Below are 25,458 nucleotides of genomic sequence, written 5' to 3' on the forward strand. Positions count from 1 at the left end.
ACAAAGAAGATTGATCGTTTACTTTAGCAGATACTTGATTATCTTTAATAGGTTTCCGGGAGAGGTGGCAAGCTGCCCGTATGTGCCTGTGCCGCCCGGAAATGACCGATCATAGCACGTATAAACCAAGTATAATGGCAACACAACAAGCTCCCGCCGAAGCGTTTCGCAACATGGTTACCTCCCCAGCCAAGTTCCGGCTGTTTCTGCTGTCGAAGCTGCCGATGGCGTACCTGGCCGGCCTGCGCATCAGCTCCCTTACCGACGAGCGCGCTACGGTTACCATACCTTATAAGTACCTCACCAAAAACCCCTTTGGTTCCATATACTTTGCCTGCCTGAGTATGGCCGCAGAGCTGTCGACGGGGGTGTTGTGCATGATGCATGTGTATAAGTCGGAGCCGCCGGTTTCGATGCTGGTGGTGGGCATGGATGCTGATTTTACCCGAAAAGCAGTGGGCGTGATCCGGTTCAGCTGCGAAGACGGCCGCCGCATACAGGAAGCCGTTGACAAAGCAAAAGCTACCGGCGAAGGGCAGACCGTAACTGTTACCAGCACCGGCACAGATGAGACAGGCGCGCAGGTAGCCTCTTTCCGGTTTACATGGTCTTTTAAGGCAAAGAGCAAAAAGCAAGTATAGCGTTGAATTTTATACTTGGCTCTATAGTATAAATGCTATACTTAGAAGTATAAATTTGTGACTTATTCCGTTTAGCCGCCGGGTATGAGAGGATAGCAGGAATAGAGTTTTGTTTAGCGGGTAGTTAGCATTAATTAGAAGAATGAAATATATACAATACATTGGAATTTTACTTGGCGCTGTTTATGGATTTATCTACAGACTGATTTGCGAAAGAGAAGTAGTTGATGGTATCTATAATGTATATAACATATATACTGTTTCCTTTGTATGGGTTTTGCCAGTTGTCATCGCAATTATTCCAATAGTTTTTGCTAGAGAATAAATATTGAATTCAAGATGGAAACAGTTTGGATTCCCCTTCTTAAGTGTTCTGCTATTTTTTATCCTTACGTTGTCAAGCGGGATTGAAGATTGGCTTTGCATTTTAATAATTTCATTCCCATTCTTAATAACAGCGGGAATAGTTGGCTTAGTCGTGGCACCTCTAATCAAGAACAGAAGCTCTAAGAAGCTTTACTCAATTGTTCTTCTGCCATTTATTCTTAATCCTGTTGAGTCACTTTTACCAAGTAAGTCAGAGAAATTTAGTGTAAAAACTCAAATTGTCATCAATACAAGCCAAGAAGCTGTTTGGGAAAACATTTTAGAAGTGCCAGAAATCAAAGACGCAGAATACAACTATGGATTATTAAACTGGATTGGCGTTCCAAGGCCAATTAAATCAAAAGTGTACACTACAGACGGTCAGAAACTAAGAATAGGGTATTTTTCAGACGGTCTTAGATTACATGAACGTATTTCCCAGATTGACACTCTGCATTACGTAGAGTTCGAAATCCTTCTCGATAAATCCAAGTTAAGAGATTTGCCGACAGACAAACATCTACTGCAAAGTGGTAATTTTTACTTTGACAGAATATATTATCGACTTAACAAGATAAACAGCAATGAAACAGAACTTACTCTAACTTGTGAGTATTCACTGAACTCAAAAATGAATGGGTATGCTAACTTTTGGGCAAAGACAATAATAAAAGACTTTGAAGTAAGATTACTGAATTCATTGAAGCATAAAATAGAATAACAAATGCTAACACTGTATAAACATCAAGCTTCGGCCGATGGCCGAGCACGTTTTTTATACTAGCCGTTAGCGTGTATAAGTAATGATAAAAGCTCTACATATCATATTGCTAATCCTACTCTTTGCTTGTGCTACCAATGCACAGGACAAAAAGAGTAAAGGAATAGAATTGAATAAAAAAGAAATTGAGCAGTATAGTTACGACACGCTTCTAAGTCAAGGCTACCACCTTTCTTACAGAGTCTATCTTGACACAACAATAGAAGAAGGACTACAAAGCCTTACACTTGTAAAAGGGAAAAGGGATATTAAGCAGTTGAGCGAGACAAGCTATCCAATGCTTCATAAGAACCTTGGTTACATCGGGGCAGACTTTGGCGATACTTTCCTTTTTGTGCAGTCATTCGGTTCAGGGAATCCTCACGAGATACAGCTGATTGACAAGAAGACAGGCAAGGAATTGATGAATGGGGTTTGGGTAGATGTGAACCAATCAGAAAAGGTAATTCTTTACATCACAAACATATATGAAGAAAACGAAGAGCTAAAACTCCTTGACCTAAAGAATAAGAAGGAAATAGTAGTTAAGGATTTCTCGGATTCCAAATGTGTAAAGGAGCAAATCGGCGGATTAAGGAATTGTGTAGTAATAGATTCTGTGACTTCAAAAGAAATCATCTTGAAGACTGAATCAGAAGAAGAAAGAATAACAAAGAAATACAAACGCTAACCATACCCATAAGCCAGCTACGCCGCCTTATGGCCAAGCCCGTTAGCAGTAGTTTTAAAGTATGAAAGAATCAGTCTTAAGAGACTTCTTCGAAAACAGGATTTTAGTAAAATCCTTAGCTGAGAATGTTAAGCACACTCAAAGAAGGGCAACTTCCGACACTACATCGGTGCATGTAGAGCAGATCAAGGATGGCTCAACATACCAAGTTCGAAAGGAACATCTACTAAGTTTGTGCAATGAAGGCTTGAATGGAAACTTAACATTTGAAGACATCAATTCGATTGCCCTTGCCTTGGTCTTTTCTGAATACTTCGTCTGGGATACTAAAACAGAAGAAGGTCAAATGATAGAAACCGTAATTTACGATTGGGATAGCCCAGAGATAAACTTTCCTCTTACGCTCTCTAATATGAAGTTATGGAAGCAGTACCTTGAGACAGGTGAATACAGATTGCGAATAGAAAATAAGTAGAAAAATAAGAACAACAGCTGCTAGCCCCACCTATACTTTAGCTAAGACACCTTATAGCCGGAACTGTAAACAAAACAAATACAATAAATTAGAACAGCATTATGTCAGAAGAAATGAAACCTTGCCCTGCATGTAACTCACCTTATGGTTACGCAATGGGCGATGATATGTACGCGTGCCCGGAGTGTGGAAACGAGTGGAACCCGAATGAAATACAAGAAGATACAGGATTAAAAGTAACAGACGCGAACGGAAACCTGCTTGCGGATGGAGACTCTGTTGTAGTGATCAAAGATTTACCTGTAAAAGGTGCTCCAAAACCGCTAAAGGCCGGCACTAAAGTGAAAAACATACGCCTGACAGACGGAGACCACAACATCAGCTGCAAAATTGATGGCTTTGGCTCCATGGCACTTAAATCAGAGTTTGTAAAAAAGGCGTAATCAACATCGCAGCGTGTATGTGGCACTAGCGGCGAAGCAGTAAATAGAAAGAAAGCTGGACAGCTAAGCGCTTCTAATCCGCTTATATACTTACTCGTTATCTGGCGTACATCTAAGCTAAACTATATCAGCCTATGCTTCCCATCATAAAACCGCAGGAACTGGTTACACTGGCACAGAAAGAAAACCTGGTGCTGATAGACGCGCGCACCGGGCCGGATGCCAGAGATAAGTATGCAGCAGAGCACCTGAAAGGCGCCCTTTTCGTTGACCTGGAAACCGACTTGGCTCAGAAAGCAGCCGACGCCGCTGAAGGTGGCCGCCACCCCTTGCCCGACGCAGCCCGGTTCGCTGAGCTGCTGGGCAGGCTGGGCATACAACCCGATAGCCATGTGGTGGTGTACGATGACAAGTATGGCGCCAATGCTGCCGCCCGCTTCTGGTGGATGCTGCGCGCCATTGGCCACACCAAAGTGCAGGTGCTGGATGGTGGCTATGATGCCGCCGTTGCTGCCGGCGAGCCTGTGAGCGCAGCAACGGAAATCCCAACGCCGCAGCCATCTTACCCGCAAAACGGCTGGCAGCTACCTATAGCTACAATTGAGGAAGTAGAAAAAGCCGCACAGGACCCTGCTTATCTGGTGGTGGATGTCCGGGAGGCCGTACGCTTCCGGGGCGAGAAAGAACCCATTGACCTCGTTGCCGGCCACATACCTGGCGCAGTTAACATTCCTTTTATGTCGAACCTGAACAGCAGCGGATCATACCTGCCTGCCGAAGAGCTGAAAGCTAAGTATAAAAATGCTGTTGGTAACCGAGGCCCGGAGCAGGTGATCGTGCATTGCGGCTCCGGCGTTACAGCCTGCCATACCTTGCTGGCCATGGACTATGCCGGCCTGGGTATACCCAAGCTTTATGTAGGCTCCTGGAGCGAATGGTCGAGAAGCGGGCGCACGATTGCGACAGGAAGCTAAGCGGCTGTGATTTATACTTGCCTTACCAGTCACTGCTATTTACACGCATGGACAACTAATTATGGAAAACTCTGAAATCCGGACAATTATTGAAAGGTACACTGAAGCCTACAACAGCTTTGATGTAGAAGGCATGATGGAGTACATGCACCCGGAGATCGTATTTGAAAATATCTCAGATGGCGAGGCTACGCTCACACTGAACGGAACCGACAGCTTCAGAGCACAGGCTCAGGAGGCGGCAGGCTATTTTTCAGAAAGACAGCAACGCATAACTAACCTGGAAGTTCAAGGTGACAAGGCAGTAGTAGAGGTTGATTACGCAGCTGTACTTGCCATTGACCTTCCGAATGGCTTAAAGGCAGGCGATAAGCTGGAGCTGCAGGGAAAGTCCGTTTTCACGTTTAAGGACGGCAAGATCATCCGCCTGCAGGATTTCAGTTAATTTTAAACATTGCATACAGGTACAGAAGTGTGCTTGTACCTGTTCCCATACTTTCATGCTACATAAAACGATAACACTGTCGCTGCTGGCATTTGCCGCTTTCGCCTTTACTTATTGCTCTCCCGCAGCCAAAGAAGATAAAACAACAATCGATCAAAGCGTTCAGGTAGTCGGCGCCATGAAAAACGTGATGTGGAACGGTCAACTGGCCGGTACGATCAGCCTGGACACAATCGCAACAAAAGCGCATTTGTTCGGACTTGGGCCGGTGGAGTACCTGGCGGGCGAGCTGATGATCGTGGACGGCAAATCCTACAAATCTACCGTACTGACTGACTCTAACATGCGGATAGAAGAAACCTTTGATGCCAAAGCGCCTTTCTTTGTGTACGCCAACGTGGCTAACTGGAAAGAGAGCTCTCTGCCCGATAGCATCCAAAGTATAAAACAACTGGAAGCATACTTAGATCAGGCAACCCAAACCGCTCCCCGCCCCTTTGCCTTCCGGCTCACCGGCACCGTCGGTTCTGCCACCATCCATATCGTGAACCTGCCGAAGGGTACTAAAGTCAGCTCGCCGGCCGACGCGCACCAGGGACAGCAGAATTACCGGCTCACCAACCAGACAGCTGAGATCGTGGGCTTCTTCTCAACGGCACACAAAGCCATTTTCACGCACCACGACACCTACCTGCACATGCACCTGCTCACTGCCGACAAAAATCGGATGGGCCACCTGGACGAGGTAACGTTTACGCCGGGAACCATGAAACTATACTTGCCGGAGTAGCTTATACTTTATACTTGTGCAGCCGGTTAATATTATGAGGACCGCTAAAGTCTCTCCTTTTTGCCATCCTAGAAGAATCTTGTGGGCCTGTATCGAAAGCTGAATCTTAGGGGTTAGTCAGGGCTGTTTCCTCCTCCATTTGCTGGCGCGGGTTTGCAACCCGTGTTTTAGTATAATGTCTGATTTGCAATCCGACTGAGCCAGAGGCCCAACTATAGCAGGTAACGAGCGAGGACGCTCGTGCCATGACACCCGGTTTTACTGGAATGAAACGACCTGCCGTGGTAAGCAAGAGCATTTTATTTGGCAAATTCATCCTTTAAATGCCCTCGCTACCTCCGGAGAGTGTGAGCTATCCAGCGGACTCCAGCCGTATTACAAAGTATAAACCAGGCTGCTCTTTCGCATTTCTCAATCCCGAAGCACTCTGCAGGGGGAGATCCTCATCCCGCCCAGAATTTCAATAGCCTTTTGTCATAGCTGCTGCTTATACTTGTGTTATACCCGCAAGCGCAGCAAACAAAGTATAAGCTGCGTAAAAGCACAGAAAACGAAGTATGGCCAACACTCCGGAAGAAGACACCTCCCTTTACCAAATCCTTACCATTACCCACATCACAGAAGAGGCGGAAGATGTCAAGCTGTTCACGCTGGAAGCAACCGACAGTGCGCCCGTCATGTATACTTCCGGGCAGTACCTGACGCTGGTGCACAAAGCGCCTTTCGAGGAAGTACGCAGGTCCTACTCCATCACCTCCTCTCCCGCTTTGCAGGAACCTTTGACCATTGGCGTTAAACGCATCGAGAACGGCTTCTTCTCGCGCCAACTCGTGGACCACGCCAAGGTCGGCAACAAAATACTAACTACCGGGGCAGCTGGCTTCTTCACCTTGCCCGAAGATACAACGCCCTATAAGCAGGTCTTCTTCCTGGCGGCAGGCAGTGGCATCACCCCTATCTTCTCATTACTCAAAACAGTGCTGTACGCGCACCCGCATTTAGCAGTCGTGCTGCTTTACAGCAACAGCTCGCGCGAGACTACCATGTTCCTGGAAGAACTGGAGCAACTGGCCACTGATTTCTCCAACCGGTTGCACATCGAGTTTATCAACAGCAACTCACCTAACCTGCTACGGGCCCGCCTGCACAAAGACCTGCTTCGCACCTACATGGACGAGCTGGCCATTGCACCTTACGATCAGGTGCTGTTCTACCTCTGCGGGCCGCTCAACTACATGCGTATGGCTTTTTATGTGCTGCGCCAGGAAGACGTGCCCGAAGAGAATATCCGAAAAGAAACCTTCAACGCCATCAAAACAGCGCCACCCAAAGTGCTGCCTCCCGACCTGGAGCACCACCACGTGGAGCTCCGGTTCAGGAACAAATCCTTTAGCCTGGCTTGCCAGTACCCGGACACTATACTTAAAGCAGCCCGGAAAGTGGGCGTCACCTTGCCCTACAGCTGCGAAACTGGCCGCTGCGGCAACTGCGTAGCCCGCGTTGTAAGCGGCAAGGTATGGATGTCGTACAACGAAGTGCTTTCCGATCGTGAAACCAACCAGGGGCTGGTGCTTACCTGCGTGGGTTACCCGGTAGAGGGCGATGTGGTGCTGGATATTTTATAGTTTGAATAACTCGGAAGCGCGATCGCTTCTAAACCTCCTTCAGCTTACCTTGCGTTTCGCCCAGATTTCTCCCCCACTTGGCGATAGCATCCAGTACCGGCACCAGAGACTCGCCAAATTCTGTCAACGAATACTCTACACGCAGCGGTACTTCCGGGTATACTTCCCTTTTTACCAGGCCATCTTCTTCCAGAGCTTTTAGCTGCAGGCTGAGCATTTTCTCTGTAATATCTGGTATCTGTTTCTTAAGCTCACCAAACCGTAGAGTCTTGTTTTTAAGATACCACAATACCACTGTCTTCCATTTGCCGCCAATGTAATCCATGGTTACATCCATGGCGCAATGGTAAGATTTTTCGCCTATTTCGAAAATATACTCTTTGTCCTGTATGATCATTTTAATAAACTGAAAATAAAGTTCATACTGTCAGGTTTGACAGTTATTGCAAAGATACCATACTATACTTACTTTTGCTACTGTAATTTATATAGCAACTATAAAACAAATACTTATGAAGAATATAGCAGTACTTGGAACTGGTATGGTAGGCAACACTATCGGCACCAAACTCATACAATTAGGGTATAAAGTAATGATGGGCAGCAGAAGCGCCAACAATGAAAAAGCGCTGGCCTGGGTGGAAGCCAATGGCGCAAACGCATCGACAGGCACTTTCGAGGATGCAGCTAAGTTCGGTGAGATCATCTTTAACTGTACGAAAGGAGAAGTTGCATTGGACGTGTTTAAAATGGCTGGCCTGGAAAACTTCAAAGGCAAAACCATCATTGACATCAGCAACCCGCTGGATTTCTCGAAAGGAATGCCGCCATCTCTTATCCCGGAATACTCGAACACCAACTCGCTGGGTGAGGAAATTCAAAAATTGCTGCCTGAAGCCAATGTGGTAAAGACGCTTAACATTGTAAACTGCGAAGTGATGGTGGATGCGAAGAAAAGCGGCGGAGACCCAACCATGTTTGTGAGTGGCAACAGCGCCGAGGCTAAAGAAGAAGTGAAGGCAATTCTACAGCAATTTAACTGGACGGACATAATTGACCTCGGCGACATAACCACAGCACGCGGAACAGAAATGCTGCTGCCGATCTGGCTAAGAACCTGGATGGCAACCGGAAACGGATATTTCGCTTTCAAAATCGTGCGCTAGTTCTTACCAGAAAACCCTGTAAAACCTGCGGAAATTACTTTTCGCAGGTTTTGGCGTTTAAAAGGAAATTATAGTTTATCGCTACGGCAAGTATAAATCAGCAACCAAACGCTAACCTGAAAATGAAAGACCCCGATAAAAAAACGGAAACCCGGCCCGAAGAAATTACCGCCGCATTTTATGCTGAGTTGGAAAAGCACCTTACCGAATTAGAAGCCGGAAAAGCCGAGCATACTTTTAAAATAAACGACCTGGCCGAACTGCTACACGTGCATCCAACCCACTTGAGCAACACCCTGAAAACGGTAACCGGACTTTCGCCCTGTGATATTTACGAAAACAAGTTGATGGATATTGCCCGCAAACTGCTCACCGAAACCACCAAACCGGTAGCAGAAATTGCACGCCAGCTTACCTACGACCCTTCTAATTTCTCAAAGTTTTTCAAACACTTCCAGGGGCAGACACCCAAACAATTCCGTGACGCTTATTTAGCGGAAAGTATAAAAACAGATTTAAAGAAAAACTGAAGTTCTCACCATAATCCCCGAGCAAAAGCCACCGAAATTTGTACCGTAAACTTTTAAGAAATCAGAAATGGGACAAACTCAGAAAATAGCGCTGATAACAGGCGGCAGCCGCGGATTAGGAAAAAATGCAGCGTTAAGGCTGGCACAAAAAGGCACCAATATTATACTTACCTACCTTACCCAGCAGGACGAAGCAAACAAAGTAGTAGCTGAAATTGAAGCGTTGGGGCAAAAGGCAGTTGCACTGCAACTGGATGTGGCTGATGTTAAATCTTTCGACAGCTTTACAGAACAGGTTTTGCAGGTACTCCAGGATAACTGGGGAACAGATAAGTTTGATTTCCTGGTAAACAATGCAGGTATTGGTGCTACTATCCCGATTGCAGATGCTACCGAAGAGGCTTTTGACAACCTGATGGACGTACATTTTAAGGGTGTATACTTTCTTACACAAAAAGCCTTGCCGCTGCTGAACGATGGTGGCCGTATCATCAACCTGTCTACAGGCACTACCAGGTTCTGCGTGCCCGGCTACTCCATGTATGCGTCTATGAAAGGTGCCATCGAGACCTTTACCAAATACCTGGCAAAAGAACTGGGCTCAAGAGGAATTACAGCAAATGTTCTGGCACCGGGCGCTATTGAAACCGACTTTAACAACGCCGCTATCCGCAACAACCCGCAGGTGAAGGGTTTCCTAGCGTCGCAAACGGCTTTGGGCAGAGTGGGCGAAGCAGAAGATATCGGTGGCATCATCGCCTTCCTGTGCTCTGAAGATGCCCGCTGGATAAATGCGCAACGAATTGAAGCATCGGGCGGCATGTTCCTGTAGCAACGACTAAACCTTTTATACTTTCTGCGCTGGCTTCTACAGCCAAACCTGCTATATTTGCGGCTTCATAGCGAGCTTATACTTTTGAAACGACCTGATAAAAAGAATATAGTCATTTTCGCCTCGGGCTCAGGCAGTAACGCACAGCGCCTGATGGAGTACTTCGAGCACCACCCGCAGATTCGTGTGGCCGCCCTGTTCGCCAACAACCCGAAAGCGTATGCCCTAAAAAGAGCCGAGACCTTCCACGTCCCGGCTCTTTTGTTTAACCGCGAAGACTTTTACCACTCCGACAAGATACTGCAGCAACTGAAGTCTTTCGAGCCGGACCTGATCGTGCTGGCCGGCTTCCTGTGGCTGGTGCCTCAGAACATCCTGCAGGCCTACCCGAACAAGATCATCAACATACACCCTGCCCTGCTGCCCAGGTATGGCGGCAAAGGCATGCACGGCCTGAATGTGCACTCAGCTGTGGTGCAGGCCGGCGATGCGCAGTCGGGCATTACCATACACCGCGTAAACGAAGAGTACGACAAAGGCGAATTTATACTTCAGGAATATTGTCAGGTGCTGCCCGGCGATACGCCCGAAGAACTGGCTGCCCGCGTACTGCAACTCGAGCACAAGCACCTGCCGGAGGTAGTGGAACAACTGCTGCTGGAGAAAGACGAACTATAGAAATCAATCCTCAACCCAATACCCGTACCCCATGCAAGCTATAAAAATTAAATCCGCGCTTATCTCGGTTTACTACAAAGACCGCCTGGAGCCGCTCGTGGAGCTCCTGAAAGCCAACGGCGTAACCATTTACTCTACAGGTGGCACACAGGCTTTCCTGGAAGAGCAGGGCGCCGACGTAGTGGCCGTAGAAGACCTGACTGCTTACCCGTCTATTTTCGGTGGCCGTGTGAAAACGCTGCACCCGAAAGTGTTCGGCGGCATCCTGCACCGCCGCGACAACGACAGCGATTTGGCCGAGCGTGAAAAATTTGAGATCCCTCCTATCGACCTGGTAGTGGTGGACCTGTACCCGTTTGAAGAAACTGTGGCTTCCGGTGCTTCTGAAGCAGATGTGATCGAGAAGATTGACATCGGGGGTATTTCCCTGATCCGTGCGGCTGCTAAAAACTTTAAGGATGTGCTGATCGTGTCGTCGCGCGAGCAGTATGACGAAGTGGTGGAACTGCTAAGAGCAAAAGACGGTGCTACCGAACTGGAAGACCGCAAGCGTTTTGCTGCCAAGGCTTTTGATATGTCGTCGCACTACGACACGCACATTTTCAACTACCTGAACCAAGGCCAGAACATCCAGGTGTTCAAGCAAAGTGTGCGCGAGGCCACGCCACTGCGCTACGGCGAGAACCCGCACCAGCAGGGCACTTTCTATGGAAAGCTGGAAGACCTGTTCGAGCAACTGAACGGCAAACAGCTTTCTTACAACAATCTGGTGGATGTGGATGCCGCTGTTGCCTTGGGCGCTGAGTTCGAAGAGCCGGCTGTGGCTATCCTTAAACACACCAACGCCTGCGGCTGCGCTACCGGCCAAAGTATAAAAGAAGCATACCTGGCTGCCCTTTCTTCGGATCCGGTATCTGCCTTCGGTGGGGTGATCATCGCCAACAGAACGATCGACATGGACACAGCGGAAGAGCTGAACAAGCTGTTCTTTGAAGTACTGATTGCGCCTGAGTATGATGCTGATGCACTGGAACTGCTACGTTCCAAGAAAAACCGCATTCTGCTGAAGCAAAAGCCGGTAGAGTTGCCAGCCAAACAGTTCAAGACCTTGCTGAACGGCGTGATCGAGCAGGACAAAGACCTGAAAACCGAAACAGAGGCCGATTTTAAAACAGCTACGAAGCGCGAGCCATCTGCAGAAGAGAAAAAAGCACTGGTATTTGCTGCTAAAGTGTGCAAGCACACCAAGTCGAACACCATTGTGCTGGCTACGGATAAAATGATGATCTCCAGCGGCGTGGGCCAGACTTCGCGTGTGGATGCCCTGCGCCAGGCTATCGAGAAAGCTAAAAGCTTCGGCTTCGACGTGAGCACGGCTGTTATGGCGTCCGATGCGTTCTTCCCGTTCCCGGATTGTGTAGAGATCGCTGATAAGGTAGGTATCAAGGCAGTGGTACAGCCAGGTGGTTCTATCAAAGATCAGGATTCCATCGATTACTGCGATGCCCACAACATGGCCATGGTGATGACCGGCGTACGCCACTTCAAGCACTAAGCCTAGTTATTTCATAAAGTATAAAAGCCCTGCTACCCCCGTAGCAGGGCTTTTTGTTTTACAAAAGAACGCTCTTCCGGCCAAGTAAGTCCGAATGAGCAACTTTGGTTTGAATGAGCAGCTTCGCAACGTTGTCCCATTTTATACTTCTCCGGCAAGTATTATTTGGGGCTCCCGGAAAAATATTTCTATAATTCAATTTTCAGGAGCTTCTTCCGTTATATCAGGCAGTGCAATTCTGTACAGAATCAATTTTTATACTTTATCTGTAAAAACAAAAAAGCTCTTGCTGCTATACATTATTAATTCTGCTGAATTTCACTAATTTTGCGGCAAGTTTCTTTACAGGAGAATAGTATAACTGATATATAACCAAGGCCTTTCTGCGCCTGCACGACGATACAATGGGACTATTTAATTTTCTTACAAGTGATATAGCCATTGATTTGGGTACAGCCAATACCCTTATCATCCACAACGATAAAATCGTAGTTGACGAGCCCTCCATTATTGCAGTGGATCGCACTACGGGAAAAGTGCTTGCTATCGGTCGTAATGCGATGCAGATGCATGAAAAAACGCACGAAAACATCCGCACCATCCGCCCGCTAAAAGACGGCGTAATCGCCGATTTCCACGCGGCTGAGGAGATGATCCGGGGCATGATCAAGATGATCGACACAGGCCGCCGCCTGTTCCAGCCATCGCACCGCATGGTGATCTGTATCCCATCGGGTATTACGGAGGTGGAGAAACGTGCTGTTCGTGACTCTGCCCAGCACGCAGGCGCCAAGGAAGTATGGATGATCCAGGAGCCAATGGCCGCTGCTATCGGTATCGGTATCGACGTAGAGCAACCGATTGGTTCCATGATCGTGGATATCGGGGGTGGTACTACCGAGATTGCCGTAGTAGCACTTTCGGGTATCGTGTGCGACCAATCTATCCGCGTGGCCGGCGACGTGTTCACCAAAGACATCCTGGATTACATGCGCCGCCAGCACAACCTGCTGATCGGGGAACGCTCTGCAGAGAAGATCAAAATAGAAGTGGGCGCTGCCCTTACCGACATCGAAAACCCACCAGCCGACCTCGACATCCGTGGCCGTGACCTGATGACGGGTATCCCAAAAGTGATCAAGGTGACTTACCAGGAGATCGCGATTGCCCTGGATAAATCGGTTTCGAAGATCGAAGAGGCCGTGCTGAAAGCGCTGGAAATTGCGCCGCCGGAACTGTCTGCCGACATCTACGACAACGGTATTCACCTGACAGGCGGTGGTGCCTTGCTCAGAGGCTTTGACAAGCGTCTGGCAGCCAAAACCAAACTGCCTATCCACATTGCCGAAGACCCGCTTAGAGCTGTGGTACGTGGCACAGGTGCAGCCATCAAAAACATCGACAGCTTTAAAAACGTGCTGCTGACGTAACAGGCCTACATGCGGAATCTTTTTGCATTTATTTACCGGTTCCGTGCGTTCCTTGTGTTCGTTTTGCTGGAGTCGCTGTGCGTGTACCTGATCGTGCGTTACAACACGTATCAGGGTGCTGCCTTCTTTAACTCGGCCAGCCGCTACATTGGCCAGGTGCTGGAGTTCAAAAGCGACATCACCGACTATTTCAGGCTCACGTCTGTAAACAGCACCCTGGCCAGCGAGAACGCCGAGCTCCGTAAGGAGTTGCTGCAGTTCAAACTGGCTGCACAGGCCGACAGTGCCTCCAGGCTCGACACAGCGATCTATGCACCTTCCGACACTGCCAGGGTAGCGCCCTACCTGCTGCACGCCGGTCGTGTGATCCACAACTCCGTGCGGCGCACCAACAACTACATGACGCTCTCCATCGGGAGCGCTGACGGGGTGCAGCCGGGCATGGGTGTGATAGCCTCCAACGGGGCAGTCGGGCGTGTTAAAACGGTATCAGAGCACTATGCAACGGTAACATCGCTGCTGCATTCTCAGATGCTGATGTCGGCCAAAATCAAAAAAGACAACACATTTGGTACCATCAAGTGGCAGGGCGGCGACTACCGCACGGCTCTGCTTGATTACGTGCCGCTGCACATAAAGCCGGTTAAAGGCGACACGATCGTTACCAGCGGTTTTAATACGGTGTTTCCGGAAGGTATCATGATCGGCACGATCAGCGGGGTAGCCAAAGAGCAGGACAAGAGTTTTTATACTATAAAAGTGAAGCTGGCCGTAGATTTTGCACAGCTTTCTTATGTATACGTGGTCGAGAACACGCGCAAAGCAGAGCGGGATACATTAGAACTAAACGCAGGAATCCAGACAGATGAATAGGTTCGGAATAAAACATATCGCCCAGCTGATCATCTTTGTAGCCCTTCAGATCTTGCTGATGGATAACCTGGTGCTTTTCAGCACAGGCTTCTGCTTTGTCTACATTGCGTTTCTGCTGTTCCTGCCCATCGAGATGAACCGCATACTGCTTCTCTTTCTGGGTTTTACAGCCGGGTTTGCCGTGGATGTGTTCTACGACACCATGGGCATACATGCGGCTGCCACTGTATTGCTGGCATATTTAAGGCCTTTGGTTTTGAACCTTCTCACACCCCGTGATGGTTACGATACCAATGATTCGGTTAACCTGCACGTAATGGGTTGGCGCTGGTTTCTGGCTTATGCCCTTATACTTATCCTGACGCATCATGCAGCCGTGTTCTTCCTGGAAACAATAAGCCTTCAGGAGGCGTGGTATACCGGAATCAAAACATTGTTCAGCGCCTTCTTTACAGGTGTGGTAATGATTATCCTTCAATTACTGTTCTTCTCCGTTAAGAGAGCGAATAGATGAATTATCTAGAAAACAGAAAGTACATTATCCAGGTCATCTTCCTGATAGTAGGCATCGTGTTTATTGTCAGGTTGTTCTACATCCAGGTGCTGGACAGCAGCTACAAGCAGGCTGCGGAAACCAACGCCATCAAGCCGGTTATCCAGTACCCCTTCCGCGGGCTCATCTACGACCGGGACGGGCAGCTGCTGGTGCAGAACACGCCGGTATACGACCTGATGATCATCCCAAAGGAAGCCAAGCAGATTGATACGCTCCGTCTTTGCGAGCTGCTGAATATTCCTATAGAGCAGGCCCGAGAGCAGATCAAGAAGGCAAAAGCTTTCTCGTACGTACAGCCTTCCATCTTTTACCAGAAGCTGAGCAACCAGGAGCTGGCCCATGTGCAGGACAACCTGATCGATTTCCCCGGCTTTTACATCAACGCCCGTACGGCACGTGGTTATCCGCACCAGAGCCTGAGCCATGCCTTGGGTTATATTGCCGAAATCAGCCCTAAACAGCTGGAAGATACTACCTTTAAAGGCTACCGCCCCGGCGACTACATTGGCAAGAGCGGCATTGAGCAGGAGTATGAAAAGTACCTGATGGGCAAGCGCGGCGTCAAGTATAAAATGGTGAACGTGCGCGGTGTAGACAAAGGATCTTTTAAAGATGGTGCTTACGATACCCTCTCTATTGCCGGCGAAAACATGGTCAGCACCATCGACCTGGACCTGCAGGCTTATGGCGAGCACCTGATGAATGGCGCCAAGGGAAGTATAGTTGCCATTGAGCCAGCTACCGGCGAGATACTGGCTTACATCTCTGCGCCTTTTTACGACCCGAACCTGTTTACCGGCAAAGATTACGGCAAGAACTACATGGCTTTGCTGCAGGATCCGGACAAAACCATGTTCAACCGCCCGATCATGGCCGACCGTAACCCGCCAGGCTCTATCTTTAAACTGGTGCAGGCACTGATCGCGCTGGAGGATGGCGTTATTACACCTAACACGACGTTTGCCTGCAACAAATCGCTGGTAAACTGTCATCAGCACCCTTCCCCGCTGGATTTGTATGGAGCGGTACAGCACTCCTGTAACCCCTGGTTCTTCCAGGCTTACAAAGCCCTGATCAACCAGGGCAAGTCTAAAAATACATTTACAGATACTTCTATCGGACTAAAAGACTGGCGGGAGCAGGTGCTTACGTTTGGTTTCGGGCAGAAGCTGGGCATCGACATACCTGGCGAAAAGACGGGCATCATAGCCAGCCCGGCTCTGTATGACAAAGTATATGGCCAGAACCGCTGGAAGTACTCTACCATTTACTCGCTTAGTATCGGGCAGGGTGAGTTGGGAGTAACGCCGCTGCAGATGGCGAACTTTATGGCGATCATTGCTAACAAGGGCTATTATGTGACCCCGCACATCATCCGGTCGATAGGCGAAAACGGCAAGCCCCTGCGAGAGAACCAGGAGCGCCACTATACTTCTGTTAAACCGCAGCATTTTGAGCCGATTATTGAAGGTATGGCCGAAGTAGTGCGTGCCGGTACAGCCCGCCGCGCTAACCTTGCCAAGGTAGGTATAACCGTATGCGGCAAAACGGGTACGGCCCAGAACCCGCAGGGCCCCGACCATGCCGTGTTTGTGGCCTTCGCCCCAAAAGAGAACCCCAAAATTGCCATTGCTGTGTATGTGGAGCATGGTAAATGGGGCGGACAGTCGGCAGCACCTATTGCTGGTCTGATGATCGAGAAGTACCTGACAGATACCGTCACGATCAAGGAGCAGGAGAAGTGGGTGTTGAGCCGTGAATACTTGAATATTAAATCGAATTAAGCTGATGGCGGTTGAGCAGAAAGTACTTGGAGGCAAAATAGTAAAGCCGAGCAGCAGAAGAAATTCGCGCAGAATCAGCCAGCATATCGACTGGTTGACCATCCTGCTTTACTTCCTGCTGGTGGCGTTGGGCTGGATGAACATTTACGCTGCGGTTTACAGTCCTGATAACGTTGTCAACATCTTCAGTTTCGACATCAACTCCGGTAAGCAGCTGGTATGGATTGGCACCTCCGTGATCCTTATTCTCGTGCTGATGGTAGTCGATTATAAAGTATACGAACACTTGGCCTACCCTATTTATGGGGCAGTGATCCTGCTCTTGCTCTTCACGCTGGCCGTGGCTACGCCTATTGCTGGTTCCAGGTCGTGGTTAGACCTGGGCGGTGGCGTGCGCCTGCAGCCTGCCGAGCTGGCAAAATTTGCTACTGCCCTGGCCGTGTCTAAATTCCTGAGCAGTGTAAACCTGCGCCAGCAGAACATGAAGGACCAGATGATCCTGGCTGCCATTACGTTCCTGCCGCCTGCCATCATTGTTCTGCAGAACGAAACAGGCTCTGCGCTGGTTTTCGGTGCTTTTATACTTGCTTTCTTCCGCGAAGGCATGTCGCCGTTTATACTTATAGTAGGCGGTGCGGCGGCTTTCATCTTTATCATGACGCTGCTGGTGCCGAAGCTGTACCTGATCATCGGCATTTTTATACTTATGGGTTTGGCAACCTGGCTCGACTACCGCCTCATGCGCCGGTTCAAGACCATGATTGCGCTGTTTCTGCTTGTTGTGGGCATGATCTTCAGTGTCGATTACTTTGTAAACAACATACTGCAGCCTCACCAGCAAAATCGTATCAAGGCACTTATCAACCCGGAAGCTGACCCGCTTGGCTTCGGCTGGAACGTAACCCAGTCTAAGATTGCGATCGGCTCAGGCGGCTTCTGGGGCAAAGGCTTTCTGGAAGGCACGCAAACCAAGTTCGACTTTGTGCCCGAGCAAAGCACCGATTTCATCTTCTGTACCATTGGCGAAGAACACGGCTGGGTAGGAAGCTCTATTTTGATTGCCTTGTTCATGCTGTTGCTTATCCGTATTATTGCCGTGGCTGAGCGGCAGAAATCTGTGTTTGGGCGCACGTATGGCTATTGCGTCGCTTCCATCATCTTCTTCCACTTCCTGGTAAACGTGGGCATGACCATTGGCCTGGCACCGGTAGTAGGTATCCCGCTGCCATTCTTCAGCTACGGAGGTTCTTCGCTCTGGTCGTTTACCATCCTGCTTTTCATTTTGCTAGCCATCGACGCCAACCGCAGCCAGGACTTGTCGAGGTAAGACAACAGTCCTGCACCTGCTGCACTGAAAGTATAAAAGGACGTTTGGCTATGGACTGGTTTAATGGATAACCATTAGAAAGAAATCCAGTGCTTATAGGCTGTAGGCGTTATAAAAAGTAGACGCAGGTAGTACATCGAAATAGTAAAATCCCTATCTTCCTACATGTAATCTGCCTGCAAGATGATACTATACGAAGATGGGTTCCTTAAACTGGACTACGATGCGACCACGGATATACTCTATGTGCCGTGCCCGAATATTCAGGAACATGATTTGCTCCTTGTTCATAAAGCCCTTTCTATTGTTGTAGAGGTTATGGTGAGCTATGACATCAAAAAATTCCTGTTTGACTCAAGCAAGAGCCTGGTTGATGTGAGCGCCGAAGATTACCTTAAAATACTGGGCCAACTGGCACTCGGCTTAACCAACAGCCGCCTGCAGAAGCTGGCGCGCCTGGTTTCCGCAGATGCTATGCGGGAAAACAGGATTGAGCGCTTTCTGCTGGATACGAAAGTCCAATTGCCGCTGCCTTACACCATTCAGAACTTTAGCAGTAGAGCCGTTGCTGTCGATTGGCTGTTAAGTAAATAGTACTGCATTGAAAATTGTTTGCAAGTACAGGCTGTCCCCGTACCTTGTAGATACTTATCCGATTTTCAGTTTTTCCTCATTTCTGGTTCAGCTACCTCTGGTGCGGAGTGTTGCACCCCTGTTGCACTGCCGTTTACCAAGATATGCTCAAAGTAAAAGGTACAGTCCGCATAACAACGTATATGTTGTTATACATTAATTTAAAACTCATTGCGCCTATGTCACCAAAGATGATGCTTTCACTTATGTTGATCGGCTCGCTGTTTTATTTGATCTATGAATCATCTGCAGAACAAGCAAAATGATCCGCCAGTGTGCAGACAAGATAAAATCAGCTCCGGATGAAGTATAAGAGGACTGCCCGGAGTTTGGCATAAAAACAAAAAAGCCGCTTATACTTTTGGAAAGTATAAGCGGCTTTTAAAGTACCAGGAGCGGGAATTTCACCATTGCTATATATTGGTGATTATCAGGCATTTGAACCACAATAAAAAGCACCAAGTAACAAACTAGTAACAAAATAAACAGTAACAAGAGGAGAAGCAGCGCCTCAGTATCTATTCACACTGACTTCTCCTGCTTAAGCCAATTTCTGAAAAATATAGAAATCACAAAAAGAGGTATTATCGGGATCTTCTGGATCAAACTTATATTTATTTTCAATCTTCTGAACCAGTTCCCAGTTCGGTTTATTGCGCTCGACCCAAGCTGAAAACTTTCTGTGCTTTACATGTATGGTATGATTTGAATCATGGTTACTGGAATATACAATCACATATTTACTGGCATACTTAAAGAGGTCACTCATATAGATCTCAAACATACGATCTTCTACTACATGAAAGATCACATCTATTGAAAGCGATAGCTCACTTTGGAACCTGCTTGCGTTCCCTTTCAACATATCAGGATGATAAACAAAAAATTCTTTGGTGTCATCTGAAGCAAATTTTCTTTTACACTTCTCGATTATAGTTGGAGATACATCGATTCCTATATATTTCCTGTAGTTGGCTAATGACAGCTGGTTTCCGTCTCCACAGCCAAATTCGATGACAGAATGAATGTTATGCTTTTCAACGAATAAATTAAGCACTTCTGCTTTGAATGTTGCAAGCCTGTTATAGGACCCACTCCCCGAATTTCCACCCCTCGCATAACGCATTTCCCAATAATTCTTTGACCACGTTCCCCTTTGAAAATGAAGCACAGTAGCTAATTTATTTGCCAATTTCTTAAAGACTGGGATTCCTTTGATAACAGTTTTAATAGCTTTCATACATTTGAAGTGTAACTTAAGATAGTTTTAAAACTTTTAATAATTCATTCTTCTCTGGTATATGATTAATATAAAGGGATATAAAAAAGTATTATAACCAGCTCACACTATTTGTTCTATGTAAGAGATAAAGTAAACCATCTTACATGAAGACTAATCAGCCATAATTGAAATATATAAATAAATTATGAAATATATCATATCAAAAATTAATAAGAGTAAAATAATATTATAGACTTAGTTTATTCTTGATTAGACGATAATTACTCCTTTGTTTTCCTGAAACTTTTTGCCATTTTGTAAAGCTCTAGTGGTAGACATTTAATTCTGCATTAACCTGAAAAACTTTTAGCAAGCTTGTATGCATAGGTTCTCTTAAAGTGCCTGTCATGCAACTCTTCAGCCTCCCTACTTCTGTTTCTCATAAAGTGAGGCAGTATGGTTTTCAATGAATATCCTTTGATTGTTGATTACCTATAATGCATGGCTATTACTCCAATTTAAAATTCTTAACTCTTCAGTATGGAGGGAAAACTGTACTAATTCTCTCCTGAGTAAAAAATTTAAAAAGGCAGAAGATAAGGCATGCTTGTAAATCTTCATATTAGGAAAGAATGTATTCTTCCTAGAATTGCCATTATTGCTTACGTAACCTTTAGAATACTATCAGTGAAAACAACTATTGAAGATAATAACACCAGCGCCACAATTATTATCCCATATACTAGAAACAGAATAGATCATATAGATGTAGCTCGTGGGCTTCTAATCTTATTAGTGATTCTGGGTCATTCTCCATTCCAGTATAGTAGGTACCTGTATTGGTTTCATATGCCTGCTTTTTTCATTATTAGTGGTATGCTGCATAAGCAACCAAAAGGAACTGTGGAATTTCTCAGCAAAAGATTCTTTAACCTTATCATACCATATATTGCTTATGGTATTTTGATTTGGTTTATTGTACAAGCTTTTTATGCTGATAAATGGGAGTAGTACGATACAACTCGCACACTCATTTCTTTTTCTTACATACTACTCGTATGGGGTGGAGAAATGCTTAAAGGAAACTTTGCTGTTTTTTGGTTTATTAACTGCTTTCTTCTAACAATTCTATGCTTCACTTTGATAAAGCAAGGGTTAAAGAATGACATTTTAATAAAAACCTTAGCTGCGGTTGGAATCATCTTTGGTTACGCGCTAAATCTTTACTTAGAACGGCCTTTACCTTGGAATATCAACGTGGTACCTTATACATTTGGTTATTTTGCCATAGGCTATTATAGTAAAGGTGTCCTTTATAAATTTGAGCGAAAGAGGATTCTTTCAACTGTACTTTTAGCTGTAATTTGTGCTGTGCTCATTTACCTGGGAATATTTACCAGCTTTTACTTTGAAGTGGATCTTAAATATGGGGTTGTATCTAACTTGCTGCTTGGCATAGTAGTTCCCATATTGTTTACGCTCTTTATTTTGATGCTTTCTGCTTACGTTAAGAATGGTACAGTTAAAAGGCTATTAACTCATATAGGGCAAAACACCCTCCCCATTATGTACCTTCATATTGTAGCTAATTTTATATTTCGCAAAACCACTGAAGAAGCCACAAACCTTTATCTTTTCCTTCTAATAGGCTTAGCTGTACCATTATTGCTGGCTCTACTTTTTAAAAAATATGAGCTTACTAATATGCTCTTCCTAGGAAATAACAGCAAAGCTTTATGGAGCTATGGTAGAAGAAAGCATATAAGGTAAGCCTGAAGGTAGTCCTATTCCCACTTACTAAATTTATTAAGCCAGCAAGCCACAACGAGAGCTCTTCATCCTTAAATCATACTCTTACTCTCCCTGATCTGCTGTATTAGTTTTACAAACCGTTTAGTAGGCTTGCCTGCATAGGTTCTTCTGAAATGCTTCCTACTTAGCTGCTCATACAATCCATCTGAGCCAAAGGCTTTCTCATACATCCTGAACAACACCCTGTTCTTTTGGCTGTAAGTTTGGCTTTCATACATACAGCCAGTAAAGGCTTCACGGTGCAGGAACTTTGCACCTACTGAATAAAGCTTTCTGCACCGCTTTCCCGTGTGCGGGCACAGGAAGTACCATATCCACCCTTTACCAATGTTAGAAGGCACAGTAACGAGCTGTACCCTATAATTGATTGGTTGGCCGTTGTGGGTGTAATCCAGTTCCAGGTAAGGGCTATCAGCGCGGCTGTTGACAGCTATGCTGATACTGCCTGTCTTTTGGCTGTTCCTGCTCCAGGTGATGACACCGCTTTTGTACTGGTTGGACTTCAGGTAGCTCCATTTCTTCAGATCAGTGACTGAAAACTGCAAAACATCATCAAATAAGGTCGGAAATGTTGGTGTTTTTGCCATAAAATGAGCGATTTAGAGGCGTTTTAGTGAGGTTTTGGCTGCTTTTTAAACCTAAATCATTAAGGATTGCAAAGTAAATAGTGCCTTTTAAGACAGCTAGAGCACATCTATACCCCCCTTTCCCTCTAATTTGGCAGCGATATTTTTTCAGGAGCTAACGGTCGGGGGGTAAGCTAATACTTGTAAGGATTTACCAGGCCCTCCCCCCTTTACCTTTAAGTTGGCAGTGTGTCTATCTTCTTAGCAAGCGGTCGGGATATAGATAAGGGCCTGAAGATTTACATCCCCCTCCCTACCTCTACACATAGTGTTATGCTTCTTTTACTTCTTTTCAGACCTCACACCAAACAGGCTATATAAAACCATGTTTTAAAACAGAAGCCATCAGGCTGCTTTCTACACAATTATTCTATTTACCTTAAACCTGTTTAGTTTATGACACCAGGTATCATGCTCACACTTATGGTGGTAGGTTCAGTGCTGTACTTAGGCTATGAACTGGCTGTAGATCAGAAACTGCTTTAGATCTACTTTTCCTTTCTCAGTTGCACGCGGGTATAGCTGCCTGTCTTGCGGTCGGGAGGCGGGTCGCTTTTTAACTTTTGGCAGCCCCTACCTTTACTTTATAGGCGAGGAAGGAGGCTTATCTGAACCTCAAGGGGTTCAACAAGGGCAGGTTATTTAGAAGTATACAGTTCTTGCTTTGCTTTGAGCCAGCTCAAGGCTTGCTCCCTATCTGTGAAAAGACACACTTGTATATTGGCACCAATCTTTCCTTTCAGCATCTCTTCTCCTGCTAATTCACCAAAAGATCGAGGATGCGCTACATGCGCCAGATACCTTATACCAGATTTATGAGCTCGTGGCAGCCACTCTTCCTCAAGCCAAGCTACAGCTTCTGCCCAATGGCCAAAAAAGTTAGTGTTGTCATTCAATCTGTAGGGGCAATGAGTATCTTCATGCAACTGCAGACCTGCAACTACTGCATGCTTTAAATCATTCTTTGTAGCAGTGCCCTCCCAAATGGCTTCGACAATATTCAGGTCACTTTTATATTCTATCCTGTAAAAGATCCTTCCAAAGGCATTTCTAACTTCTTTCAGCATGTTATGTCGTGTGCTAAACCAGTTCAATTTTTCACTTTCCAAAGGTAGATATTTGACACATATATCAAAAAGCTTGATTCCCTCAAGCTGGGTTAATAAAGACTAAAGCAAATAACTATCTGTACCAGGCTGGATCCTTTAGATACTGCTTCTTTCATAGTTTGCTTTTGCTCTTCTTTCTAGGTAAACGAGAATGCAATGCTTAAACAGGTTTAGCAGACCCAACCTGTAGAACAATTTACCATCACCCTACCTGTAATGTTGCTTTGCCCTGGCTACTTTCTTGTTCAGTTCTTGTATCAGTTCAGGCTCTTCATCTGATTTACCAGAGGCATAATCTATAATTTGCTCCCTGATCCTGTAGTATTCCCTACTAGTAGTAAACCCTTCACCTTCCTTCATTTCCTCTGTCAGGTTCAGTAAAAGCTCTTGCCCTAACAGTTTTACAGCCACAGAATCGATTTGACTCCAGAATCCTTTTGCTGTTCTCATTTTACTTTTATCCATCTTTGGTAAACCTGTCTTTTTAATCGATTCATACTCCTTGTGCCAACGGTCAATAAGCCCCATATAGAAGCTCTCTTTTGTTAATACATCTGGTGTTATGAAAGCTTGATTAAACTCCTTTTGGAGCCGCTGCATGTAGCACACTTCAAACCTCAACAGGTTCTTTCCTGCATATACCTCAGGTATGGCCACGCCCTTACTCTTGCTTTCAGCTATCTTATCATAGGCTTTCTTGGTCCTGAGCTTATTCTGGTAGTTAACTGCTGTAGGTTGCGTCAGGCGCTTGTAATAGCGACTTTCCCCTAAGTAAGGGTAATACAGCTCTGGCTTGTGATCTGTCAGCAGGTTAAGCCCTACATCTACTCTTTTTACTTTTGCCCGCTGTATTGGCAGGTGCAGGGTGTCTGCCATCATCTCAAAGGCCCGCCTGCAATCGGACCGGTTCAGGGTGTGTATGTTGGTGCCTGTGTAGAACTTTGGCAGACTGCCTGTAATGGTTACTCCATGCTCTGAAACACCTACTCTTAAATTGCCTGCATAGCCTGTAATGTAGACTTCTTCTGTGGTCCGCCTGTAGTTCTCTGAAACGTTGGTGAGGTTTTGCAGGCAGGCCTCTATACTGAAACCTGCCTGCACCTGGCTTAGGAATAGCTTTGTAGTATCCAGCATTGCTTTGACAAAAACTGTCTTGAAATACCACTTACTATATAGCACTTCCATAGTCAAAGAAAGGCTGAGCCTGTTCCCTGAGCTGTTGCAATTGCCTGTCCAGATCCCCATCAATCAGGCGTTGGTAGTAGGCTGAAACAAGGTTCCTGCTGTTGAGCACAACCAGTACCTCTACCTGTGTCAGGTCTGCATTGGTGATGAACAGGTAGCTGTCGTTCCTATAGGGGAACAGCGGGTTTGCTGTGCCGTTACCTAAGAGCCTGTTGGCATTGGGGTAGCCATAGCCAAACTGAGGAAAGTCTGTATCCTCAAAATAGATACTGGAGAGGTTAAGACTACCATTAGACAAAGCCCATTCTGCCAGCCGTTTTCTGTTTGCCTTTACAAACTCCCTGGCAGGTATCCTGAACAGGTACATCTGCCCTTTGGCATTGACAAAATCTGTCAGGCCGGTGTAGCCTGTGGAGTTAGTATAAGCAGTGCAGTCTAACCTGGCTTTGCTCCTGATCTTGTGCTGCGCCTTTACTGCCTCTGGCAGTACCTCAAACCTGTAGTAAGCCGCTAGCATAATGCACCTCCCATCCTTTTAAGGGTGATGTAGGTTGCCGCCTGCTCCTCTATCTCTGCCTCGTTTACAGGCCGTGTAGGGTTGCGTTGCAGCCACTGGTCTACTTCTGCCTTACTGAAGTAAATGTGCTTGCCTTGGGGCTTGAAATGCGGTATCTGAGCCGCTGAGGTTAGCTTATACAGGTAGCTCTTGGATAAGCCTGTATAGCTTGCCGCCTCATCAAAGTTTAATACTGTCTTTTGGCTCAGGAGCAGGGTTTCTATATTCCTTAGCCTTTGCTCTAGTTGTTGAAATTCCATTTCTATTCTTTTTGAAGTTGTAGAAATGGATTAGCGCTAATCCTATGTTTGTCTTGACACTACAAACATAGGCAAGCAAGGAAAGGGAAAGTATTTACATTATGCTCAAGTAAT

The 25,458-nt window shown here is 46.4% G+C and carries 29 protein-coding genes; 22 read left to right on the forward strand and 7 right to left on the reverse strand.

What is annotated here, in order from left to right:
* The first annotated feature begins 134 nt into the window (after window positions 1-134).
* From MJ611_RS03545 to MJ611_RS03585, 9 genes are all read left to right on the forward strand, one after another.
* Window positions 135-641 (forward strand): PaaI family thioesterase, encoded by a 507-nt coding sequence (locus tag MJ611_RS03545; protein WP_250428042.1) that lies wholly within the window; start codon window positions 135-137, stop codon window positions 639-641.
* A gap of 328 nt (window positions 642-969) precedes the next feature.
* Window positions 970-1,728: a hypothetical protein gene (locus MJ611_RS03550; RefSeq protein WP_250428043.1), complete on the forward strand. Its 759-nt coding sequence runs from the start codon at window positions 970-972 to the stop codon at window positions 1,726-1,728.
* 82 nt (window positions 1,729-1,810) lie between these two features.
* Window positions 1,811-2,458 carry a hypothetical protein gene (locus MJ611_RS03555; protein ID WP_250428044.1) on the forward strand — a complete coding sequence of 216 codons (648 nt, stop codon included), beginning with the start codon at window positions 1,811-1,813 and terminating at the stop codon, window positions 2,456-2,458.
* Window positions 2,459-2,519: 61 nt separating this feature from the next.
* Window positions 2,520-2,933 carry a hypothetical protein gene (locus MJ611_RS03560; protein ID WP_250428045.1) on the forward strand — a complete coding sequence of 138 codons (414 nt, stop codon included), beginning with the start codon at window positions 2,520-2,522 and terminating at the stop codon, window positions 2,931-2,933.
* A 101-nt stretch (window positions 2,934-3,034) separates the two neighbouring features.
* The gene (locus MJ611_RS03565; RefSeq protein ID WP_250428046.1) at window positions 3,035-3,376 is read left to right on the forward strand and encodes a zinc ribbon domain-containing protein YjdM; all 342 of its coding nucleotides are present in this window, start codon (window positions 3,035-3,037) and stop codon (window positions 3,374-3,376) included.
* Window positions 3,377-3,510: 134 nt separating this feature from the next.
* Complete coding sequence (locus MJ611_RS03570; RefSeq protein WP_250428047.1) at window positions 3,511-4,350, forward strand: sulfurtransferase; 840 nt, start codon at window positions 3,511-3,513, stop codon at window positions 4,348-4,350.
* 61 nt (window positions 4,351-4,411) lie between these two features.
* Window positions 4,412-4,795, forward strand: a complete 384-nt coding sequence (locus MJ611_RS03575) for a nuclear transport factor 2 family protein (RefSeq protein WP_250428048.1) — start codon at window positions 4,412-4,414, stop codon at window positions 4,793-4,795.
* 55 nt (window positions 4,796-4,850) lie between these two features.
* A complete protein-coding gene (locus MJ611_RS03580; protein WP_250428050.1) occupies window positions 4,851-5,585 on the forward strand; it encodes an acetolactate decarboxylase in 735 nt (244 codons plus the stop codon).
* 557 nt (window positions 5,586-6,142) lie between these two features.
* Entirely contained in the window at window positions 6,143-7,210 is a 1,068-nt protein-coding gene (locus MJ611_RS03585; protein WP_250428051.1) for a flavin reductase family protein, read from the forward strand.
* A 28-nt stretch (window positions 7,211-7,238) separates the two neighbouring features.
* On the opposite strand, the gene MJ611_RS03590 is transcribed toward MJ611_RS03585, so the two are convergent.
* The gene (locus tag MJ611_RS03590; RefSeq protein WP_262921582.1) at window positions 7,239-7,607 is read right to left on the reverse strand and encodes a winged helix-turn-helix transcriptional regulator; all 369 of its coding nucleotides are present in this window, start codon (window positions 7,605-7,607) and stop codon (window positions 7,239-7,241) included.
* 115 nt (window positions 7,608-7,722) lie between these two features.
* Between MJ611_RS03590 and MJ611_RS03595 the strand changes: the two genes are divergently transcribed.
* The 11 genes from MJ611_RS03595 (at window position 7,723) to MJ611_RS03645 (ending at window position 18,535) form a co-directional block, all read left to right on the forward strand.
* Entirely contained in the window at window positions 7,723-8,376 is a 654-nt protein-coding gene (locus tag MJ611_RS03595; protein WP_250428053.1) for an NADPH-dependent F420 reductase, read from the forward strand.
* Window positions 8,377-8,498: 122 nt separating this feature from the next.
* Window positions 8,499-8,906, forward strand: a complete 408-nt coding sequence (locus MJ611_RS03600; protein ID WP_250428054.1) for a helix-turn-helix domain-containing protein — start codon at window positions 8,499-8,501, stop codon at window positions 8,904-8,906.
* 67 nt (window positions 8,907-8,973) lie between these two features.
* The gene (locus MJ611_RS03605; protein WP_250428056.1) at window positions 8,974-9,738 is read left to right on the forward strand and encodes an SDR family NAD(P)-dependent oxidoreductase; all 765 of its coding nucleotides are present in this window, start codon (window positions 8,974-8,976) and stop codon (window positions 9,736-9,738) included.
* A gap of 84 nt (window positions 9,739-9,822) precedes the next feature.
* Entirely contained in the window at window positions 9,823-10,416 is a 594-nt protein-coding gene (purN, locus tag MJ611_RS03610) for a phosphoribosylglycinamide formyltransferase (RefSeq protein WP_250428057.1), read from the forward strand.
* Between the two features lie 31 nt (window positions 10,417-10,447).
* Window positions 10,448-11,971, forward strand: coding sequence for a bifunctional phosphoribosylaminoimidazolecarboxamide formyltransferase/IMP cyclohydrolase (purH, locus tag MJ611_RS03615; RefSeq protein WP_250428060.1), 1,524 nt, complete (start codon window positions 10,448-10,450; stop codon window positions 11,969-11,971).
* A gap of 404 nt (window positions 11,972-12,375) precedes the next feature.
* Window positions 12,376-13,401: a rod shape-determining protein gene (locus MJ611_RS03620; RefSeq protein WP_250428061.1), complete on the forward strand. Its 1,026-nt coding sequence runs from the start codon at window positions 12,376-12,378 to the stop codon at window positions 13,399-13,401.
* 9 nt (window positions 13,402-13,410) lie between these two features.
* The gene (gene mreC, locus MJ611_RS03625) at window positions 13,411-14,274 is read left to right on the forward strand and encodes a rod shape-determining protein MreC (RefSeq protein WP_250428063.1); all 864 of its coding nucleotides are present in this window, start codon (window positions 13,411-13,413) and stop codon (window positions 14,272-14,274) included.
* Complete coding sequence (locus MJ611_RS03630) at window positions 14,267-14,788, forward strand: hypothetical protein (protein ID WP_250428065.1); 522 nt, start codon at window positions 14,267-14,269, stop codon at window positions 14,786-14,788. The genes mreC and MJ611_RS03630 overlap by 8 nt, the downstream gene beginning before the upstream one ends.
* Window positions 14,785-16,614 carry a penicillin-binding protein 2 gene (gene mrdA / locus MJ611_RS03635; protein ID WP_250428067.1) on the forward strand — a complete coding sequence of 610 codons (1,830 nt, stop codon included), beginning with the start codon at window positions 14,785-14,787 and terminating at the stop codon, window positions 16,612-16,614. The genes MJ611_RS03630 and mrdA overlap by 4 nt, the downstream gene beginning before the upstream one ends.
* A gap of 4 nt (window positions 16,615-16,618) precedes the next feature.
* Window positions 16,619-17,941, forward strand: coding sequence for a rod shape-determining protein RodA (gene rodA / locus MJ611_RS03640; RefSeq protein WP_250428068.1), 1,323 nt, complete (start codon window positions 16,619-16,621; stop codon window positions 17,939-17,941).
* Window positions 17,942-18,124: 183 nt separating this feature from the next.
* Complete coding sequence (locus tag MJ611_RS03645; protein ID WP_250428070.1) at window positions 18,125-18,535, forward strand: hypothetical protein; 411 nt, start codon at window positions 18,125-18,127, stop codon at window positions 18,533-18,535.
* A 580-nt stretch (window positions 18,536-19,115) separates the two neighbouring features.
* Here MJ611_RS03645 and MJ611_RS03650 read toward each other — a convergent pair.
* Window positions 19,116-19,814: a class I SAM-dependent methyltransferase gene (locus MJ611_RS03650; protein WP_250428071.1), complete on the reverse strand. Its 699-nt coding sequence runs from the start codon at window positions 19,812-19,814 to the stop codon at window positions 19,116-19,118.
* A 585-nt stretch (window positions 19,815-20,399) separates the two neighbouring features.
* Here MJ611_RS03650 and MJ611_RS03655 point away from each other — a divergent pair.
* Both MJ611_RS03655 and MJ611_RS03660 read left to right on the forward strand, forming a co-directional pair.
* Window positions 20,400-20,807: an acyltransferase family protein gene (locus tag MJ611_RS03655; RefSeq protein ID WP_250428072.1), complete on the forward strand. Its 408-nt coding sequence runs from the start codon at window positions 20,400-20,402 to the stop codon at window positions 20,805-20,807.
* A 129-nt stretch (window positions 20,808-20,936) separates the two neighbouring features.
* On the forward strand, window positions 20,937-21,566 hold the full coding sequence (locus tag MJ611_RS03660) for an acyltransferase family protein (RefSeq protein WP_250428074.1): 630 nt from the start codon (window positions 20,937-20,939) through the stop codon (window positions 21,564-21,566).
* A 71-nt stretch (window positions 21,567-21,637) separates the two neighbouring features.
* On the opposite strand, the gene MJ611_RS03665 is transcribed toward MJ611_RS03660, so the two are convergent.
* From MJ611_RS03665 to MJ611_RS03685, 5 genes are all read right to left on the reverse strand, one after another.
* Window positions 21,638-22,195: a hypothetical protein gene (locus MJ611_RS03665; RefSeq protein ID WP_250428075.1), complete on the reverse strand. Its 558-nt coding sequence runs from the start codon at window positions 22,193-22,195 to the stop codon at window positions 21,638-21,640.
* Window positions 22,196-22,872: 677 nt separating this feature from the next.
* On the reverse strand, window positions 22,873-23,301 hold the full coding sequence (locus MJ611_RS03670) for a hypothetical protein (RefSeq protein WP_250428077.1): 429 nt from the start codon (window positions 23,299-23,301) through the stop codon (window positions 22,873-22,875).
* A gap of 249 nt (window positions 23,302-23,550) precedes the next feature.
* Complete coding sequence (locus MJ611_RS03675; RefSeq protein ID WP_250428079.1) at window positions 23,551-24,477, reverse strand: phage/plasmid replication domain-containing protein; 927 nt, start codon at window positions 24,475-24,477, stop codon at window positions 23,551-23,553.
* Window positions 24,478-24,511: 34 nt separating this feature from the next.
* Entirely contained in the window at window positions 24,512-25,045 is a 534-nt protein-coding gene (locus MJ611_RS03680; protein WP_250428080.1) for a hypothetical protein, read from the reverse strand.
* The gene (locus MJ611_RS03685; protein ID WP_250428082.1) at window positions 25,039-25,344 is read right to left on the reverse strand and encodes a helix-turn-helix domain-containing protein; all 306 of its coding nucleotides are present in this window, start codon (window positions 25,342-25,344) and stop codon (window positions 25,039-25,041) included. The genes MJ611_RS03680 and MJ611_RS03685 overlap by 7 nt, the downstream gene beginning before the upstream one ends.
* Between the last annotated feature and the right edge of the window lie 114 nt (window positions 25,345-25,458).

It is taken from the genome of Pontibacter ruber (genome assembly GCF_023630205.1).
GTDB lineage: Bacteria > Bacteroidota > Bacteroidia > Cytophagales > Hymenobacteraceae > Pontibacter > Pontibacter ruber.

What these genes read in the sequence shown, in the direction of transcription:
- rodA (WP_250428068.1), top strand. Translation starts at nt 16,619, where the DNA reads ATGGCGGTTGAGCAGAAAGTACTTGGAGGCAAAATAGTAAAGCCGAGC.
- mrdA (WP_250428067.1), top strand. Translation starts at nt 14,785, where the DNA reads ATGAATTATCTAGAAAACAGAAAGTACATTATCCAGGTCATCTTCCTG.
- MJ611_RS03575 (WP_250428048.1), top strand. Translation starts at nt 4,412, where the DNA reads ATGGAAAACTCTGAAATCCGGACAATTATTGAAAGGTACACTGAAGCC.
- MJ611_RS03600 (WP_250428054.1), top strand. Translation starts at nt 8,499, where the DNA reads ATGAAAGACCCCGATAAAAAAACGGAAACCCGGCCCGAAGAAATTACC.
- MJ611_RS03605 (WP_250428056.1), top strand. Translation starts at nt 8,974, where the DNA reads ATGGGACAAACTCAGAAAATAGCGCTGATAACAGGCGGCAGCCGCGGA.
- MJ611_RS03545 (WP_250428042.1), top strand. Translation starts at nt 135, where the DNA reads ATGGCAACACAACAAGCTCCCGCCGAAGCGTTTCGCAACATGGTTACC.
- MJ611_RS03620 (WP_250428061.1), top strand. Translation starts at nt 12,376, where the DNA reads ATGGGACTATTTAATTTTCTTACAAGTGATATAGCCATTGATTTGGGT.
- MJ611_RS03585 (WP_250428051.1), top strand. Translation starts at nt 6,143, where the DNA reads ATGGCCAACACTCCGGAAGAAGACACCTCCCTTTACCAAATCCTTACC.
- MJ611_RS03630 (WP_250428065.1), top strand. Translation starts at nt 14,267, where the DNA reads ATGAATAGGTTCGGAATAAAACATATCGCCCAGCTGATCATCTTTGTA.
- MJ611_RS03595 (WP_250428053.1), top strand. Translation starts at nt 7,723, where the DNA reads ATGAAGAATATAGCAGTACTTGGAACTGGTATGGTAGGCAACACTATC.
- MJ611_RS03645 (WP_250428070.1), top strand. Translation starts at nt 18,125, where the DNA reads ATGATACTATACGAAGATGGGTTCCTTAAACTGGACTACGATGCGACC.
- MJ611_RS03685 (WP_250428082.1), bottom strand. Translation starts at nt 25,344, where the DNA reads ATGGAATTTCAACAACTAGAGCAAAGGCTAAGGAATATAGAAACCCTG.
- MJ611_RS03665 (WP_250428075.1), bottom strand. Translation starts at nt 22,195, where the DNA reads ATGGCAAAAACACCAACATTTCCGACCTTATTTGATGATGTTTTGCAG.
- MJ611_RS03675 (WP_250428079.1), bottom strand. Translation starts at nt 24,477, where the DNA reads ATGCTGGATACTACAAAGCTATTCCTAAGCCAGGTGCAGGCAGGTTTC.
- MJ611_RS03680 (WP_250428080.1), bottom strand. Translation starts at nt 25,045, where the DNA reads ATGCTAGCGGCTTACTACAGGTTTGAGGTACTGCCAGAGGCAGTAAAG.
- MJ611_RS03650 (WP_250428071.1), bottom strand. Translation starts at nt 19,814, where the DNA reads ATGAAAGCTATTAAAACTGTTATCAAAGGAATCCCAGTCTTTAAGAAA.
- MJ611_RS03560 (WP_250428045.1), top strand. Translation starts at nt 2,520, where the DNA reads ATGAAAGAATCAGTCTTAAGAGACTTCTTCGAAAACAGGATTTTAGTA.
- MJ611_RS03670 (WP_250428077.1), bottom strand. Translation starts at nt 23,301, where the DNA reads ATGCTGAAAGAAGTTAGAAATGCCTTTGGAAGGATCTTTTACAGGATA.
- MJ611_RS03565 (WP_250428046.1), top strand. Translation starts at nt 3,035, where the DNA reads ATGTCAGAAGAAATGAAACCTTGCCCTGCATGTAACTCACCTTATGGT.
- MJ611_RS03555 (WP_250428044.1), top strand. Translation starts at nt 1,811, where the DNA reads ATGATAAAAGCTCTACATATCATATTGCTAATCCTACTCTTTGCTTGT.
- MJ611_RS03655 (WP_250428072.1), top strand. Translation starts at nt 20,400, where the DNA reads ATGCTTGTAAATCTTCATATTAGGAAAGAATGTATTCTTCCTAGAATT.
- mreC (WP_250428063.1), top strand. Translation starts at nt 13,411, where the DNA reads ATGCGGAATCTTTTTGCATTTATTTACCGGTTCCGTGCGTTCCTTGTG.
- MJ611_RS03570 (WP_250428047.1), top strand. Translation starts at nt 3,511, where the DNA reads ATGCTTCCCATCATAAAACCGCAGGAACTGGTTACACTGGCACAGAAA.
- MJ611_RS03580 (WP_250428050.1), top strand. Translation starts at nt 4,851, where the DNA reads ATGCTACATAAAACGATAACACTGTCGCTGCTGGCATTTGCCGCTTTC.
- MJ611_RS03590 (WP_262921582.1), bottom strand. Translation starts at nt 7,607, where the DNA reads ATGATCATACAGGACAAAGAGTATATTTTCGAAATAGGCGAAAAATCT.
- purH (WP_250428060.1), top strand. Translation starts at nt 10,448, where the DNA reads ATGCAAGCTATAAAAATTAAATCCGCGCTTATCTCGGTTTACTACAAA.